Source organism: Lacinutrix gracilariae, assembly GCF_042684485.1.
GTDB classification, from domain to species: domain Bacteria; phylum Bacteroidota; class Bacteroidia; order Flavobacteriales; family Flavobacteriaceae; genus Oceanihabitans; species Oceanihabitans gracilariae.
This window is the reverse complement of sequence record NZ_JBHULM010000011.1, coordinates 398,842-414,647: the sequence shown is the minus strand read 5'-3', so window position 1 is coordinate 414,647 and position 15,806 is coordinate 398,842. Positions and strand designations below refer to the sequence as shown.

Genomic DNA, 15,806 nt, shown 5'->3' with positions numbered 1-15,806 from the left:
TTTTTTGTTTTTTATATATTTAAACCACGCTTTTTAGCGTGGTTTTTTGTTATTTTATTGCAACTATTTATTCATGAGTTTATTTACAAAAAATCCAGTTCAAATTATAGCATTTCAAAGCTACGGAACAGATAAACACTTTTATTTACGCGGAAGAGCTTTGCAAGATGAATCTATTGATTTAGAAGAACAAGGTACTTTTAGTTTAATATTAAATAGTTGGAAACGTCTAGAAAGCGACGAATTAAAACATGTTGCTATTACTATAAAACTACCTAATGGCGAAGTTTTACATACTACAAGTGATAATCATGGGTATTTTAAATTAAAAGCAGATGTACAAGATTTAAAAAAAATGACTAATCCTGAAGGTTGGTTAGCTTGTGAGGTTGCTTTTAATGATGCAGCTATTAAAAGGAAGATACAGAGAGAAAACAGGTTTCCTGCAGAAATTTTAATACCTTCTAGTAAAGCTGTTTTTGCAGTTGCTAGTGATATTGACGATACTATTTTACATACAGGTGTAGTGTCTACATTAAAATGGCGTGTGTTGTATAATACATTTTTTAAATCTGCTAAAATGCGTTTGCCTCTTAAAGGTGCAGCAGACTTTTATCATTTATTGCATCGAGGAAAATCTGGCGACAATGCAAATCCTATTTTTTATGTAAGTAATAGTCCGTGGAATTTATATCGATATTTAGAATTGTTTTTAAAGCAAAACAACTTTCCGAAAGGTCCTATTTTACTTAGGAGTTTTAAAGATATTTTAAAGAAAAAAGCACCAGACGAAAAACCTAAAAAGCAAAAAGAAATTTTAGATTTATTACATACCTATCCAGATATACCTTTTATATTAATTGGTGATAGTGGTGAGCATGATCCTGATATTTATATGGAAATTGCTGAGCAGTATCCTGATAGAATAATTGCTATTTATTTACGTAGTGTAAAGCATAAAAAGAAAATGATTCGAGTAAAAGGATTGCTTGAAAATTATAAAACTACTCCTGCTTTATTGGTAGAATCTAGCAAACAAGCTATTATTCATGCTAGAGAAAATGGTTTTATTGCATAGTTTTAAAACCATTTCATTATATACACCTTCCCTTGGTTAAAGAAAGGTGTGTTTTGCTTTAGTAAACTTTAATGGTTTGTAGTAAAAGGTGAAGCCCTTTTAATTTATAATTCTAATGCGTTAGCGATAGTAGCGGCATCCTTTTTTGTGCGCGCTTATGCGCAAAAAAGATATAGCAAATAGCGCGACCCTTGTGGTAACGCCCAAAATAAGAATAGTGTTAGTTTAAAATAACCCGTTTATTTCTGCGTCAATTTTATTTAGTATAAAACCTAAATCTTCAGGATTGTCTACAAAATCAAGATTATCTACATCAATAATTAAAAGTTTTCCTTTGGTATAACCATGAATCCATGCTTCATAGCGTTCGTTTAATCGACTTAAATAATCAATACTAATAGAGTTTTCATAATCGCGACCACGTTTGTGTATTTGCGATACCAAATTAGAAATAGAACTGCGTAAGTATATTAGTAAATCTGGACCTTGAACAAAGCTTTCCATAAGGTCGAAAAGCGATTTGTAGTTTTCAAAATCACGATTTGTCATCAAGCCCATTGCATGTAAGTTTGGCGCAAAAATATGTGCGTCTTCATAAATGGTTCTGTCTTGAATAATGTCTTTTCCGCTTTCGCGAATATCAGAAACTTGTCTGAATCTACTGTTTAAAAAGTAGACTTGTAAATTAAAACTCCAACGTTCCATTTGGTTGTAGAAATCATCTAAATACGGATTGTCTACAACATCTTCTAATTGCGCTTCCCAATTGTAATGTTTGGCTAGTAATTTGGTTAGTGTTGTTTTACCAGCACCAATATTTCCTGCTATGGCAACGTGCATAAATTATTTGTTTTTTAGTTGAAATTTTGAAAGCGTTTTCGGTTGGTAAAGATACAAGGTTTGGTTGGTTAGTAAAAACTGATTTATTAACAAATTTGGTATTTCTACTTTTGCAAACTGCTCTGTATTCTTTTTTAAATAGTATAGTGTGTTTTCTTTTTTTAAAACCAGATTTCCGTTGTCTTCTTCTATTTGTGTAAAGCCTTCATTTTTAATTTTTTGCGTTAAGCTACCAAAATAATTGTATTTATATAGGTGGTTTTCTGTAAGTAGCCAGCAAAAGTTAAAATTACTTTTTAGGTCTAGTATTCTAGATTGTACTGGTAAGGTGGTTGCTCTTGTTTTATTGGCTTTATAATCATATAACTCTAATTGTTGGGTGTCTTGGTTAAAGAGCCAAATGGTATTATCATTACCTGTAGATATATGAGATGCACTTTTATATGGTGTAGTAGTATTAAAGTCTATTTTAAAAATTTCGGCCAACCTATTGTCTAATATAATTACAGTATTAAAATCTTTATAAAACAGATTTATTTTTAATGGGTTAAAGGTGTTGGCAGAAGAAATTTCACCCAGTTGAATATTACTATAGTTGCTGGTTTGGGTATTGTTTTTTTTATAAAACACATTTTGGTCTATATAATAATGTATGCCAAAATTATCTATATCTACAATGTGCTGTTTTGTGTAGGTAGTATCTTTTATAAAAGTGGTTTGTATCGTGTTTTGTGCAGTAACAGAAACAGTAAAGCAAACAAGGTATAATAGTATATATTTCATAAGGCTTAGAAAAGTACAAAAATTGCACCAATTATGGTAAATAAAAAAATAGCTTAACCAGAAATTAATATATTTTAAATACTTAACAACCCTTGATTAAAGTGGCTTTCTGTATTGTTTTAATTTTTTTTGCAATAAATTAACGTTTGCTAATTAAACGTTTTTATGTTTTAAAAGTCTTAAAGGCGTTAATACATGTACATTTATTAAAAACTACAAATTCCTTAAAATGAAAATACACAAAACATTATCTGTTATTTGCTTAACGCTTTTTGCATATACATTCACTTTTGCACAACAAGACTTTCAAGGTAAAGCCTATTACGCATCAAAAACTACTATAGATATGGATGGTTTTGGATCTCCAGATATGTCTGCAGATAGAAAAAAAGCAATGATGGAGCGTATGAAAAGTTTTCTTGAAAAAAGTTACATCCTAACTTTTAATAAAACAGAATCTATTTATACAGAAGAAGAGCAATTAGCAGCTCCAGGAGCTTCTCAAGGTCGTGGTTTTGGAGCTATGATGTCTAGTTTTTCTGCTGGTGATCAATATAAAAATGTGCAAACAAACCAGTTATTACAAGAACAAGAGTTTTTTGGAAAACAGTTTTTAATTAAAGATTCTTTACCACAATTAAAATGGAAAATGACAGGTGAAACCAAACAAATTGGGCAATATTTGGCTATGAAAGCTACTGCAATGAAACCTGTAGATAAAATGGACTTTAGAAGTATGCGCCCTAATAGAGGAGGTGCTGCAGACAAAAAAGCAGATTCTGCTAAAGTAAATAAGCCTATTAAAGAAATTGAAGTTCCTAAAGAAATAGAAGTTACTGCTTGGTACACCATGCAAATTCCTGTTAACCAAGGTCCAGGAGAATATTGGGGATTACCAGGTTTAATTTTAGAAATTAATGCAGATAGAACTACTATTTTATGTACTAAAATAGTACTAAATCCTGCTGAAAAAGAAACCATTAAAGAACCTAAAAAAGGAAAAGAGGTTACTAAAGAAGAGTATACAGAAACCGTATTAAAAAAGATGGAAGAAATGCGTGAAATGTATGGAGGTCGTGGTGGACGTGGCGGAGGAAGAAGACGCTAATACATTAAGTCATTATTCTATTTAAACCTAATCAGAAAATTTTAAAATGAAAAACCTATTAACGCTACTAATTTGCTTAGTAGCAAGCACAACCTTTGCTCAAGTTAAAGTAGAAGGTGTAGTAAAAGATAACATGGGAAACCCTTTAGAACTTGCTAATGTTGTTGCTGTAAACCAAGAAACCAAAGCTTTAGATTCTTACGGAATTACCAATGATGCTGGACGTTACAAACTGTCTTTAGAAAAAAATACAAACTACCAAATACAAGTGAGCTATATTGGTATGAAAACCTCTGAAGAACTTGTTAGTACACAAGAAGTAGAGCTTACTAAAAACTATACCTTAGAAGATGATACCACTCTTGATGAGGTAGAGCTTGTTTACGAAATGCCTGTAACGGTAAAAGGAGATACTATTGTATATAATGCAGATTCTTTTAAAACAGGAACCGAAAAAAAACTAGAAGACGTTTTAAAAAAGCTTCCAGGTGTAGAAATTAATGATGATGGTGAAATTGAAGTAGAAGGAAAAGCGGTAAGTAAAATTATGGTAGATGGTAAAGATTTCTTTGATGGAGATACCAAACTAGCCGCAAAAAATATTCCTTCTAATGCTATAGATAAAGTAGAGGTACTTAAAAACTTTAGTGAAGTTGGGCAGTTAAGTACTGTTACTAATAACCAAGATAATATTGCTATTAACTTAAAACTTAAAGAAGGAAAAGATAAATTCTGGTTTGGTGATATTACTGCAGGAACAGGAATTGCTTCAGAAGACGGTTTGTACAAAGTACAACCAAAACTCTTTTTCTATAGTCCAAAAACAAGCATTAATTTTATTGGTGATTTAAATAACACGGGTGAAGTTGCCTTTACACGTAGAGACTATTTTAATTTTACTGGTGGATTTAGAAACCTAAGCCAAAGTAGTGGTACTAATATTAGTTTAGGAGATAATAGCCTAAGCTTTTTAAATACTACCAATGATAAAGCCGAAAGTATCGATACCAAATTTGCTGCAGCTAACTTTAGTTATGCACCAAGTAAAACATTAACTTTTAGTGGTTTTGGTATTTACTCAGGTACAAAAACAGGAATTCGTGAAAATAACGAGGTGACCTATACAGATGATGAACTTAATATTCCAGATGAGTCTACAACCAATTACACACAACAAGAAAGTAATTTAGGCTTACTAAAATTAAGTACAGTGTATAAACCTAATGCAAATAACCAGTTAGATTATGATGTGTTTGGTAGACTTTCAAAACAAACACAAAACAAGTTTTTTAATTCGTCTGTCTTAGGGCAAGTAGATCAAATAGAAGAGCAAACACCATATAGTATTAATCAAAATTTAAATTACTACTATACCTTAGATGAAAACAATATCTTTTCTTTTGAAGCACAACACTTACTTCAAGACGAAGATCCTTTTTACAATGCTTTTATTGAAGATAAAGCAACCTATGCAAATACAGCAGATGTTTTAGGATATGACGATGCACAAACAGCCTATGATGCTGCACAAAACAAACGTGTAAAATCTAATAAACTAGACGCTAAATTAAACTACTGGAATGTACTAAACCCAAAAAGTAACCTTAACTATACCGTAGGTTTGGTGTATAGCAACCAGAAATTTAATTCCGAAATATTTCAAATTTTAGATGATGGTTCAGAGTATAACCCAACGCCAGCCGAAGGTTCAAATACCAATGATGTAGATTATACCTTTAGTGATGCTTATGTTGGTGTGCATTATAACCTTAAAGCAGGAAAGTTTACACTAACACCAGGTTTTTCTGCACATGCATACAATACTAAAGACACGCAATTTGGTTCTACTAACTCTAATAGTTTTACTAGAATTTTACCAGATGCAACAATTAGGTTACAACTTAAAAAGAGCGAAAACCTAAACCTTAGTTACTCTATGCAAACCAACTTTACAGATGTTACGCAATTGGCAGAAGGTTTAATCATGAATAACTACAGTTCATTATTTTCTGGAAATCGCGAATTAGAAAACTCTTTATCGCATAATGTAAACCTATCTTATTTTAGTTTTAATATGTTTAATTATACCAATGTGTTTGGTGTTTTAAACTATTCTAAAAATATTGATGGTATAAGAAACAGCACAGATTTTGAAAGTGTAATTGCAACATCAACACCATTTAATTCAAATTTTGCTGACGAAACTTTTTCTGCTCGTGGACGTTTTGAACGTCGTTTTGGTAAAATAAAAGCCAACCTTTCTGGATCTTGGAGCTGGGCAACCTTTAACCAATTTATTGGCGGAAACGTAAGTGAAAACAATAGTTTTACACAAACCTATGGAAGTAGAATTAGTACATTCTTTAAAAATGCACCTAACGTAGAAATGGGTTATGATTTAACCATAAATGATAACGAGCAAGGAAACAACAATACCAAGTTTTATACACACAGACCATTTATAAATCTAGATGCTGTAATTTTAAAAGAATTTAGCTTTGTAACCGAATACAGTTATTACGATTTTAGAGATGAAGAAATCTCACTTAATAAATACGGTTTTCTAGACGCCTCATTAACCTATCAAAAAACAGATAGCCAGTGGGAATACAAAGTTGGTGCAACCAATTTATTAGACACACAAAGCTTAAGCCAGAGTAACACAGGAAACATATCAGTGAGTAATAGAGAGTATTACATACAACCACGTTATGTTGTTTTTAGTGTAAAGTACAACTTATAAGCAAACTGTCATTATGAGGAGCAAAGCGGCGCGATCATCTCATAAAAAGAATAGTTCTATTATAATTTGGGCGTTACGCTACTACGCTGAAAAAGCTACGTAGCGTCAGGCTGTACGTTATATCTTTTGTAAAAAACAAAAGGATGCCACTTCCATCCTTAACGCAAAAAAGCCTTCTTGAAAAAAGAAGGCTTTTTTTGTGTGGTTGGTTTTTGCTTTTAAGTGTTTGTTGTGCTTTCGTGCTTTTCTAATTCAACAATTTATTTATTTTTTCGAACCAACCTTTAACCTCATTATTAGGATCTCTCTCTTCTATCATTTCAGCTGTCATATTCGGGAATGCTCTTTCCGCTAAGAGTTTTTTAGCATTTTTATCTCTAATTGGGTTTGGTATTCCATTCTTTAAGGAATAAGCCTCTGCAAATATTTTCGGAGTAGCTTTATTATCTCCATTTAATTGGTCAGGTATTTCAATATCTAAGTCAAATCCAATTTTCACTGCATCTTTATGTAAGTAGCTTTCTATTTCAAGTTTTTGAGTTAATTGACCAATCGACAAATCATCTCGTTCGTTAACTTGGTCTATGGAATTTTGATAAGAAGTTACATCATTATCGTATAGGTGAAATTCTGGTTTTCCTAATTCCTTTAAATAGTTGTGATTAACCCAATGTTTTAATGTAGAACCTCCCATTAAAATAAAAGCAACACGCTCATCAGTAAGCAAATTGGGTATTTCAGGATATTTTAAGTTCATAGCTTTACTTAAACAACCTAATGCAGTGACATCAGTTGGGCCTTCAACGCAAATTAAAGCTTTTACCCTGCTATCAGGAGTTACACCTAAAGTTTCCGCTATTTTTGGAAAAATACCTTCTCCAAATGCAATGCTTAATTTACCGTGTTCGTCTTTATCTATAAACCTTAAACTGTTTATAGGAAGTTCAGAAGCTAATCCTGGACTATGAGTTGTTAAAATTATTTGGCAGTTACTTTCATTGGCTAATGATTTAAAAGATTCAATTAGTACTTTTTGATTATTTGGATGCTGGGCAGTTTCAGGCTCTTCAATTGCATAAATTATATTTTGTTTAGCCGAAGATTTAAGTCGTCTTTCAGCTTCTGCCTTGAAGAAACTTACTAGAATCATTCTTCTGACTCCACTACCTCTTTTGTTAAGAGGGATTCCGTCATCTGTGTCTAATTGAATGGAGAATAAACCATTCCATTTTGCTGGAGTTGGAGGGTTGAATTTAGGGTCTAATTTACTAGCTAAATTTTCATCAATTTCCTTTAATGCTTTATGTGTATTGGTTGCAATTTCTTCGGCTTTTTCTCTTACTTTTTTCTGAATATCATTTATTTCTTGTTGTACTTCTGAAATAGCAGTTGCTATTGCTGCTTTCATAGGGCTTTGTACTTCACTATCAGAATCACTACTACTTCTGTCGCTTTGAAATAAAGCAAACATTGGCAAATAAGTATCTATTTGCTCCCAAATTCTTTTAGCGTCTTCTTTTGGTTTTGAAACAGGTAATTCGATAGTTTGAAGTTTTAAGTCTGAAACTGAACTCCAAATAGCTTTTCTCATTGTTGGATTTCCCTTTAATTTAGAATCTAATGATTTCGCTTTTACAATTCCCTGCAAGTCTTTTTCTTTTAGCTCTAGAAGATTTGCAACTTCTTTCTCTGTTGGGTGATTTGCAACAATATAAATATCAATGCTTGGTGTTTTTTTATTACAATCAATTTTTTTTCTAATTACTAAAGTTTCATCTTTAGATAAAAGGTATTCATCTTTTAGATTAGTTGGAGAAGAAGAATCAATAGATATTTCAGAAGGGTAATCGGTGAATTCGCAAGTTATTTCAACGGTTTTATCTGTGGAATGAATATTTGCATCTGAGGATTCAATTTTTACTGTACTATTATTAAAGAAAATTTCAAGTGCTTCAAGTACTGTAGATTTTCCAATATCATTTTTTCCAATTATTGTGGTTAATTGATCAAATTCAATTTTTGTTTCAGCTTGATAAGCTCTGAAATTTTTAACAGTTAAAGATTTTAAATTCATTTGATTGGTTTTCTGCATGAAGCACAACTTTTTATATAATAATTTTTATTAATGATATCCTTCAAATAAACCATACTATAGTTAGTTTACTGTTACTTATATCCTGTAAAGTCATGCTAAACAAACCTACAACTTTTCCCACAAAACTAAAATACGTAGCTCTACGTATATTAAAAAAGCCTCCTCTAAAGAGAGTAAGCTTTTTATAATTAAGTAAAACATATCATGCATCATACACATTCAAGTATGTCATGTTATTTCTCTTTCCGTTTAGTCTAAAGGCACAATAAGTACTGGTATTTTAGATTTTTTTACAATTTCTCTAGATACGCTTCCTATAAATGCATTGTAGAGAAAATTGTGTTCTTGGTGTCCTGCTATAATTAAATCAATGCGTAATTTCTTCGCTTTCTCCATAATCATTTCAATAGTTGTTCCTTGTATAAGTAAACCTTCTGTAGCAACACCTTTGCTGTTTAGCATATCTGTATATTCTTGTAGTTGTTGGCGTTCTTTTTTAAGTTCTGTAGCACGACTATCTCTTATGTTTTGAGGTCCAACTCCTAAACCAACAAAATCTGGATCTGGAGCAGAAATATGTATAAGCCATATTTTAGAATGGAATTTCTCAGCCAACTCAAAGGCTTTTGTAATTAGTAATTGTTCATTACTACGAAAATCAATGGTAACTAAAATATTTTTCATAATTCTATTTTTAAGGACGTCAATGGGTTTAATAGGCAATACTCTCATTATTTACATAAATCTAGCAATAGGGTATTTATTATTGCTTATTTACGTAAGTAGCTGATTGTTAAAGTTATTGAATTTATTGCTAAAATAAAATACGAGCCTTTACTTTTTTGTGTTTAAGTATGTTGTGTAGCAAAACATACTGCAAGTAGGTAATCTTTGCTAGAATAAAAACACAAGTTTCTAGAAGTTTTGTGTATAAAAAAAGCCTTCTTAAATAAAGAAGGCTTTTAGTGTAATGTGGGGAGAGCAGGATTCGAACCTGCGAAGTTAAAAACAACAGAGTTACAGTCTGTCCTCGTTGGCCGCTTGAGTATCTCCCCAAACAGACCGCAAATATATTTAAGTTTTCTATTTTTTCAACTATATAAAGCGGTCTTTTTTATCAATTTTTTAAAAAAAATTAATGTTCTAAGATTTAGAAGGCTTTATGGTCTTGTTATTTAAATGTTTACGCGCTTTATAAAGTGTGTAAAAAATTTAAATTTTTACATAAAAAAAGCCTCTAGCAAGTATACTAGAGGCTTTTTGGTTTGTTTTATCTGTATTTTACAACCCAAAGGCTGCTTTTACTTTGTCTACATGGTCTAATTTTTCCCAAGTAAACAATTCAACATCTACCGTTAAATCTTCACCATTAGGTTGCGAAAAAGTTTTACTTACAGTTTCACTAGGTCTTCCCATGTGTCCGTAAGCAGCAGTTTCGCTATACATTGGATTACGTAATTTTAATCGCTCTTCAATAGCTGCAGGTCGCATGTCAAAAATTTCAGAAACTTTTTGAGCAATTTCACCATCTGTCATATTAAAAGGACAAGTTCCGTAGGTATCAATAAAAATTCCCATTGGTTCTACCACTCCAATAGCATAACTTACTTGTACTAAAACTTCATCAGCAACACCTGCTGCAACTAAGTTTTTAGCAATATGTCTGGTAGCATAGGCAGCACTTCTGTCTACCTTACTTGGGTCTTTTCCAGAAAAAGCACCTCCACCATGAGCTCCTTTTCCTCCATAGGTGTCTACAATAATTTTTCTTCCTGTAAGTCCTGTATCTCCATGAGGTCCACCAATAACAAATTTTCCTGTAGGGTTAATGTGGTATTTAATGTTTTCATTAAAGAGCGCTTGTAAATTCTCTGGTAATTTTGCAATTACTCTAGGAATCAATATCTCTACAATATCTTTTCTAATTTTTTCAAGCATGGCTTCTTCTGTATCAAAATCATCATGCTGTGTAGAAATTACAATAGAGTCAATACGTTGTGGTACATTATCATCACTATACTCAATAGTTACTTGACTTTTTGAGTCTGGACGTAAATAGGTAATGTCTTTGCTTTCTCTACGTAAAGCGGCAAGCTCTATTAAAATTTTATGCGAAAGATCTAATGCTAAAGGCATGTAGTTTTCGGTTTCGCGTGTAGCATAACCAAACATCATTCCTTGGTCTCCAGCTCCTTGCTCTTCTTTAGTTGCTCTGTCAACCCCTTGATTAATATCTGGAGATTGTTCATGTATAGCAGAAAAAACACCACATGAATTTCCGTCAAACATATATTCGCTTTTTGTGTAACCAATTTTATTAATGGTATCACGAGCAATTTTTTGTACGTCTAAATAGGTGTTCGATTTTACTTCTCCTGCAAGAACTACTTGTCCTGTAGTAACTAAGGTTTCGCAAGCAACTTTAGATTCTTTATCAAAAGCTAAAAAATGATCAATTAAAGCGTCGCTTATTTGGTCTGCTACTTTATCTGGATGTCCTTCTGATACACTTTCAGAAGTAAATAAATATGGCATAAATCCTAAATTTTTTAATTATAGTTTAATTATAAATTTGCTGGATTGCTTGGTCGCTAGAGTAGTGAATAACTTACTGCTTTAGCATTTTTTAATTTCAAATAGAATTTGAAATCTGCTTTTCGATAACCCGAAAAACATAGAGGTTGCAATCAGACAAATTTTTCCTCTTAATTTTTAATAGTGCAAAAGTAAATAAATAAAATGGAAAGCATATCAATTTAACCTTTTTTAAATAAAAGATAGGATATTAAAAAAGCTTTCTTACATTTATACCATACAATGAAAAAACAAATAATTAATATCATCTCTATTATTCGCATCGTGATTATACCACGAAGCCAAGGGAAGTTATAAATTATTTAAAAATATATATATGTAAGCCTTCCTTAATCCGGAAGGCTTTTTTTTTGCTTTAAATCTAAGATTTAAAACCTATTTGTAATATGTTATAAATAATAATAAGAATTGAACATCATATAAAAAAAGACAATAACTAATTGTAAATCAACTAGTTAAGTGTTAGCTTGTAACATTGAGTTTAGCTTGTTACACCTATTAAAAATATAAAAGAAAAGTAAAACCTATAATTTCGAATCATAAAGGAAGATAATATTATAATGGCACTAAATAAATATAGTAAAACAGTAACACAAGACCCAACGCAACCCGCAGCACAAGCAATGTTGCATGCTATTGGCTTAACAAAAGAAGATTTTTTGAAACCTATTGTAGGTATTGCAAGTACGGGTTATGAAGGTAACCCTTGTAACATGCATTTAAATGATCTAGCAAAATTAGTTAAAAAAGGAACTTTAAATGAAGATGTTGTCGGACTAATTTTTAACACCATTGGTGTTAGTGATGGTATATCTATGGGTACACCAGGAATGCGTTTTTCATTACCTTCTCGTGATATTATTGCAGATTCTATGGAAACAGTTGTGCAAGCCATGAGTTATGATGGTTTGGTAACCGTTGTTGGTTGTGATAAAAATATGCCTGGCGCTTTAATGGCAATGATTCGTTTAAATCGTCCTTCTATATTAGTATATGGAGGTACTATTGATTCTGGTTGCCATAATGGAAAAAAACTAGATGTGGTTTCTGCTTTTGAAGCTTGGGGAAGTAAAGTTGCTGGTACTATGCAAGAAAGCGAATACCAAAGTATTGTTGAAAAAGCATGTCCAGGAGCAGGTGCTTGTGGTGGTATGTATACAGCAAATACTATGGCTTCTGCAATTGAGGCTTTAGGTATGACCTTGCCTTTTAATTCTTCTAATCCAGCATTAAGTGATGCTAAAAAAGAAGAGTCTGTAAAAGCTGGTGAAGCACTGCGTTTGTTGTTAGAAAAAGACATCAAGCCTTCAGATATTATTACGCGTAAATCTTTAGAAAATGCAATACGCTTAGTAACCATTTTAGGAGGTTCTACCAATGCAGTATTACACTTTTTAGCCATTGCAAGAGCAGCACAAATAGATTTTACGCTTAAAGATTTTCAAGATATAAGTGATAATACACCGTTTTTGGCAGATTTAAAGCCTAGCGGAAAATATTTAATGGAAGACGTTCACGCTGTTGGCGGAATTCCTGCAGTATTAAAATACCTTTTAAAGAAAGGATTAATTCATGGAGATTGTTTAACCGTTACAGGAAAAACAATTGCAGAAAATTTATTAGACGTACCAGATTTAACCGAAGGACAAGACGTTATAAAACCTATTGAAGAACCTATTAAAATTTCAGGGCATTTACGTATGCTTTATGGAAACTTAGCTACCGAAGGAAGTGTTGCTAAAATTACAGGTAAAGAAGGGTTACGCTTTCGCGGAAAAGCAAAAGTGTTTGAAGGTGAATATGCGGCAAATGATGGTATTCGTGATGGTAAAGTAGAAAAAGGAGATGTTGTAGTTATTAGATACGAAGGACCAAAAGGAGGACCAGGAATGCCAGAAATGTTAAAACCAACTGCTGCTATTATGGGAGCTGGTTTAGGTAAAGATGTAGCCTTAATTACAGATGGTCGTTTCTCTGGAGGAACGCATGGTTTTGTAGTAGGACATATTACTCCAGAAGCCCAAGAAGGAGGAAACATAGCCTTAGTTAAAGATGGTGATATCATTACTATTGATGCAGAAACAAATACGATTAGTGTAGATGTTTCTGATGAAGAATTACAAGAAAGAAAAAAAAGCTGGAAAGCGCCAGAATTAAAATTTGAAAGAGGCGTACTTTATAAATATGCTAAAACCGTTTCTTCTGCATCTAAAGGATGTGTAACAGATGAGTTCTAGAGAAGAAATATAATGATCCTAACAAGATTAATATGGATACAAAAACAATAAAAAAAGAAGCTAAAAGCAATGAAACAACACAGCGCATCTCAGGAAGCGAAGCTGTAGTAAGATGTCTTTTAGAAGAAGGTGTAAAGGTACTTTATGGTTATCCTGGTGGAGCCATCATGCCTGTTTATGATGAATTGTATAAATACCAAGGTAAAATTCATCACGTATTAGCACGTCATGAGCAAGGTGCAACGCATGCAGCACAAGGCTATGCTAGAATTTCTGGAGAGGTAGGTGTCGCAATTGCAACTTCTGGTCCAGGAGCAACCAATTTAATTACAGGTATTGCAGATGCCCAAATAGATAGTACACCAATGGTTTGTATTACAGGGCAGGTTGGTTCCCATTTATTAGGTAGTGATGCCTTTCAAGAAACAGATATTGTAGGTATTTCTACTCCTGTTACCAAATGGAACTGTCAAGTAACTAAAGCTTCAGATATTCCTGCAGTTTTAGCAAAAGCATTTTACATTGCTAAAAGTGGGCGTCCAGGTCCTGTTTTAGTAGATATTACTAAAGATGCACAGTTTGAAGAGTTCGATTTTAACTATAAAAAATGCACAGGAATAAGAAGTTATACTGCAGTGCCTAAAACCGAAAAAGCATCAGTAGAAGCGGCAGCAAAATTAATTAATGCTGCTAAAAAACCATTAGTAGTTTGGGGACAAGGTGTAATATTAAGTGAGGCAGAAGAAGCTTTTAAAGCAGTAATTGAAAAAGCAGGAATTCCTTCTGCTTGGACCATTTTAGGTGCTTCGGCAATTCCTACTTCTCATCCTTTAAATGTTGGTATGGTTGGTATGCATGGTAATTATGCGCCAAATGTGCTAACTAATGAATGTGATCTTTTAATTGCTGTAGGTATGCGTTTTGATGATCGTGTTACTGGTAATTTAGCAACCTACGCAAAACAAGCTAAAGTAATTCACTTTGAAATTGATCCTGCTGAAATTAATAAAAATGTAAAAGCAGATGTTGCTGTTTTAGGTGATGCAAAAGCAAGCCTAGAAACAATACTTCCGTTAATAAATGAAAATTCGCATACAGAATGGCATCAAGAATTTAAAGATCTTTATGCTATTGAGTATGAAAAAGTGATTAAAAACGATCTGTATCCTACTAAAGAAGGATTAACCATGGGAGAGGTTTTAAATCAAATAAATATACAATCTAAAGGTGAAGCTGCAATTGTAAGTGACGTTGGTCAGCATCAAATGATTGCTTGTCGTTATGCAGAGTTTAACCAAACCAAAAGTAATATTACCTCAGGAGGTTTAGGTACTATGGGCTTTGGTCTTCCTGCTGCAATTGGAGCAAAAATGGCAAAACCAGAACGTGAAGTAGTTTCTATATCTGGTGATGGTGGTTACCAAATGACCATTCAAGAATTAGGTACTATTTTTCAGCAAAAAGCAGCGGTAAAAGTAGTGGTGTTAAACAACGACTTTTTAGGAATGGTTCGCCAATGGCAACAACTGTTTTTTGATAAACGCTATGCATCTACAGAAATGGTGAATCCTAATTTTGTAGCCATTGCTGAAGGATATTATATACGTGCAAGAAAGGTTACAACAAGAGAAGAGTTGGTAGAGGCTGTTGCAGAAATGATGGCAAGTAAAGAAGCCTACTTTTTAGAAGTTTGTGTAGAAAAAGAAGATAATGTATTTCCTATGATACCAACAGGAGCTTCCGTTTCAGATATAAGATTAGAATAATATGAGCGCAGATAAACAACTATTTACCGTTTCCGTTTACACGGAAAATAATATAGGATTGTTGAATAGAATTTCAGCAATCTTTCAAAGAAGACATATAAATATAGAAAGTTTAAATACTTCTCCTTCTGAAATTGAAAGTGTTTCAAGATTTACTATTGTGGTAAATATGACCGAAGAAAACATCAAAAAAATCATTGGTCAAATAGAAAAACAAGTAGAGGTTATTAAGGCCTATTACCATACCGAAGAGGAAATCATTTATCAAGAGTCTTGCATTTTTAAAATGAAATCTGGTTTGTTGTTTGATGAACGTCAAATTCAAAACATCATTAAAGAAAGCAATGCAAGAATTGTAACCGTAAATAGAGACTTTTTTGTAATTGAAAAATCAGGTCGAAAAGAAGAACTAGAATTATTATATAGAGAATTAAGTGTCTTTGGTATTATGCAATTTACACGCTCAGGACGTATTGCAGTATCTAAAGAAGAAATGAAAATATCAACAATGCTAGAAGCATTTCAAGATTAAAAATAAAAAGAATAAGAGAATAGAAAATA

Annotated in this window: 11 protein-coding genes and 1 tRNA gene; 6 read left to right on the top strand and 6 right to left on the bottom strand. The window is 32.4% G+C overall.

All coding sequences use genetic code 11. The features are described 5' to 3' along the window. Positions 1-73 precede the first annotated feature (73 nt). Positions 74-1,078, top strand: coding sequence for an App1 family protein (locus tag ACFSSB_RS08980; protein ID WP_379903353.1), 1,005 nt, complete (start codon positions 74-76; stop codon positions 1,076-1,078). A 225-nt stretch (positions 1,079-1,303) separates the two neighbouring features. Here ACFSSB_RS08980 and ACFSSB_RS08975 read toward each other — a convergent pair whose 3' ends face one another. Beyond that, the gene (locus tag ACFSSB_RS08975) at positions 1,304-1,918 is read right to left on the bottom strand and encodes a deoxynucleoside kinase (protein WP_379903351.1); all 615 of its coding nucleotides are present in this window, start codon (positions 1,916-1,918) and stop codon (positions 1,304-1,306) included. Between the two features lie 3 nt (positions 1,919-1,921). Beyond that, positions 1,922-2,701, bottom strand: a complete 780-nt coding sequence (locus tag ACFSSB_RS08970) for a hypothetical protein (RefSeq protein ID WP_379903349.1) — start codon at positions 2,699-2,701, stop codon at positions 1,922-1,924. A gap of 229 nt (positions 2,702-2,930) precedes the next feature. Here ACFSSB_RS08970 and ACFSSB_RS08965 point away from each other — a divergent pair, with 229 nt between their 5' ends. Continuing rightward, a complete protein-coding gene (locus ACFSSB_RS08965; protein ID WP_379903347.1) occupies positions 2,931-3,809 on the top strand; it encodes a GLPGLI family protein in 879 nt (292 codons plus the stop codon). A 46-nt stretch (positions 3,810-3,855) separates the two neighbouring features. Further along, positions 3,856-6,552 (top strand): carboxypeptidase regulatory-like domain-containing protein, encoded by a 2,697-nt coding sequence (locus ACFSSB_RS08960; RefSeq protein ID WP_379903345.1) that lies wholly within the window; start codon positions 3,856-3,858, stop codon positions 6,550-6,552. A gap of 247 nt (positions 6,553-6,799) precedes the next feature. Here the strand turns inward: ACFSSB_RS08960 and ACFSSB_RS08955 are convergent, their stop codons facing one another. The 4 genes from ACFSSB_RS08955 to metK all read right to left on the bottom strand — a co-directional run bounded on the left by ACFSSB_RS08955 (position 6,800) and on the right by metK (position 11,182). After that, positions 6,800-8,644, bottom strand: a complete 1,845-nt coding sequence (locus tag ACFSSB_RS08955; RefSeq protein WP_379903343.1) for an ATP-binding protein — start codon at positions 8,642-8,644, stop codon at positions 6,800-6,802. Positions 8,645-8,896: 252 nt separating this feature from the next. Continuing rightward, positions 8,897-9,331 carry a universal stress protein gene (locus tag ACFSSB_RS08950; protein WP_379903341.1) on the bottom strand — a complete coding sequence of 145 codons (435 nt, stop codon included), beginning with the start codon at positions 9,329-9,331 and terminating at the stop codon, positions 8,897-8,899. A gap of 289 nt (positions 9,332-9,620) precedes the next feature. After that, positions 9,621-9,702 (bottom strand) — tRNA-Tyr (locus tag ACFSSB_RS08945). Between the two features lie 226 nt (positions 9,703-9,928). After that, complete coding sequence (gene metK / locus ACFSSB_RS08940; protein WP_379903339.1) at positions 9,929-11,182, bottom strand: methionine adenosyltransferase; 1,254 nt, start codon at positions 11,180-11,182, stop codon at positions 9,929-9,931. A 620-nt stretch (positions 11,183-11,802) separates the two neighbouring features. Here metK and ilvD point away from each other — a divergent pair. Genes ilvD through ilvN form a run of 3 tightly spaced genes read left to right on the top strand, consistent with a single transcriptional unit; the run spans position 11,803 to position 15,777 of the window. Further along, the gene (gene ilvD, locus ACFSSB_RS08935; RefSeq protein ID WP_379903337.1) at positions 11,803-13,479 is read left to right on the top strand and encodes a dihydroxy-acid dehydratase; all 1,677 of its coding nucleotides are present in this window, start codon (positions 11,803-11,805) and stop codon (positions 13,477-13,479) included. Positions 13,480-13,511: 32 nt separating this feature from the next. Then, complete coding sequence (gene ilvB / locus ACFSSB_RS08930; protein ID WP_379903335.1) at positions 13,512-15,245, top strand: biosynthetic-type acetolactate synthase large subunit; 1,734 nt, start codon at positions 13,512-13,514, stop codon at positions 15,243-15,245. Position 15,246: 1 nt separating this feature from the next. Then, complete coding sequence (gene ilvN, locus ACFSSB_RS08925; RefSeq protein ID WP_379903333.1) at positions 15,247-15,777, top strand: acetolactate synthase small subunit; 531 nt, start codon at positions 15,247-15,249, stop codon at positions 15,775-15,777. Positions 15,778-15,806 lie beyond the last annotated feature (29 nt).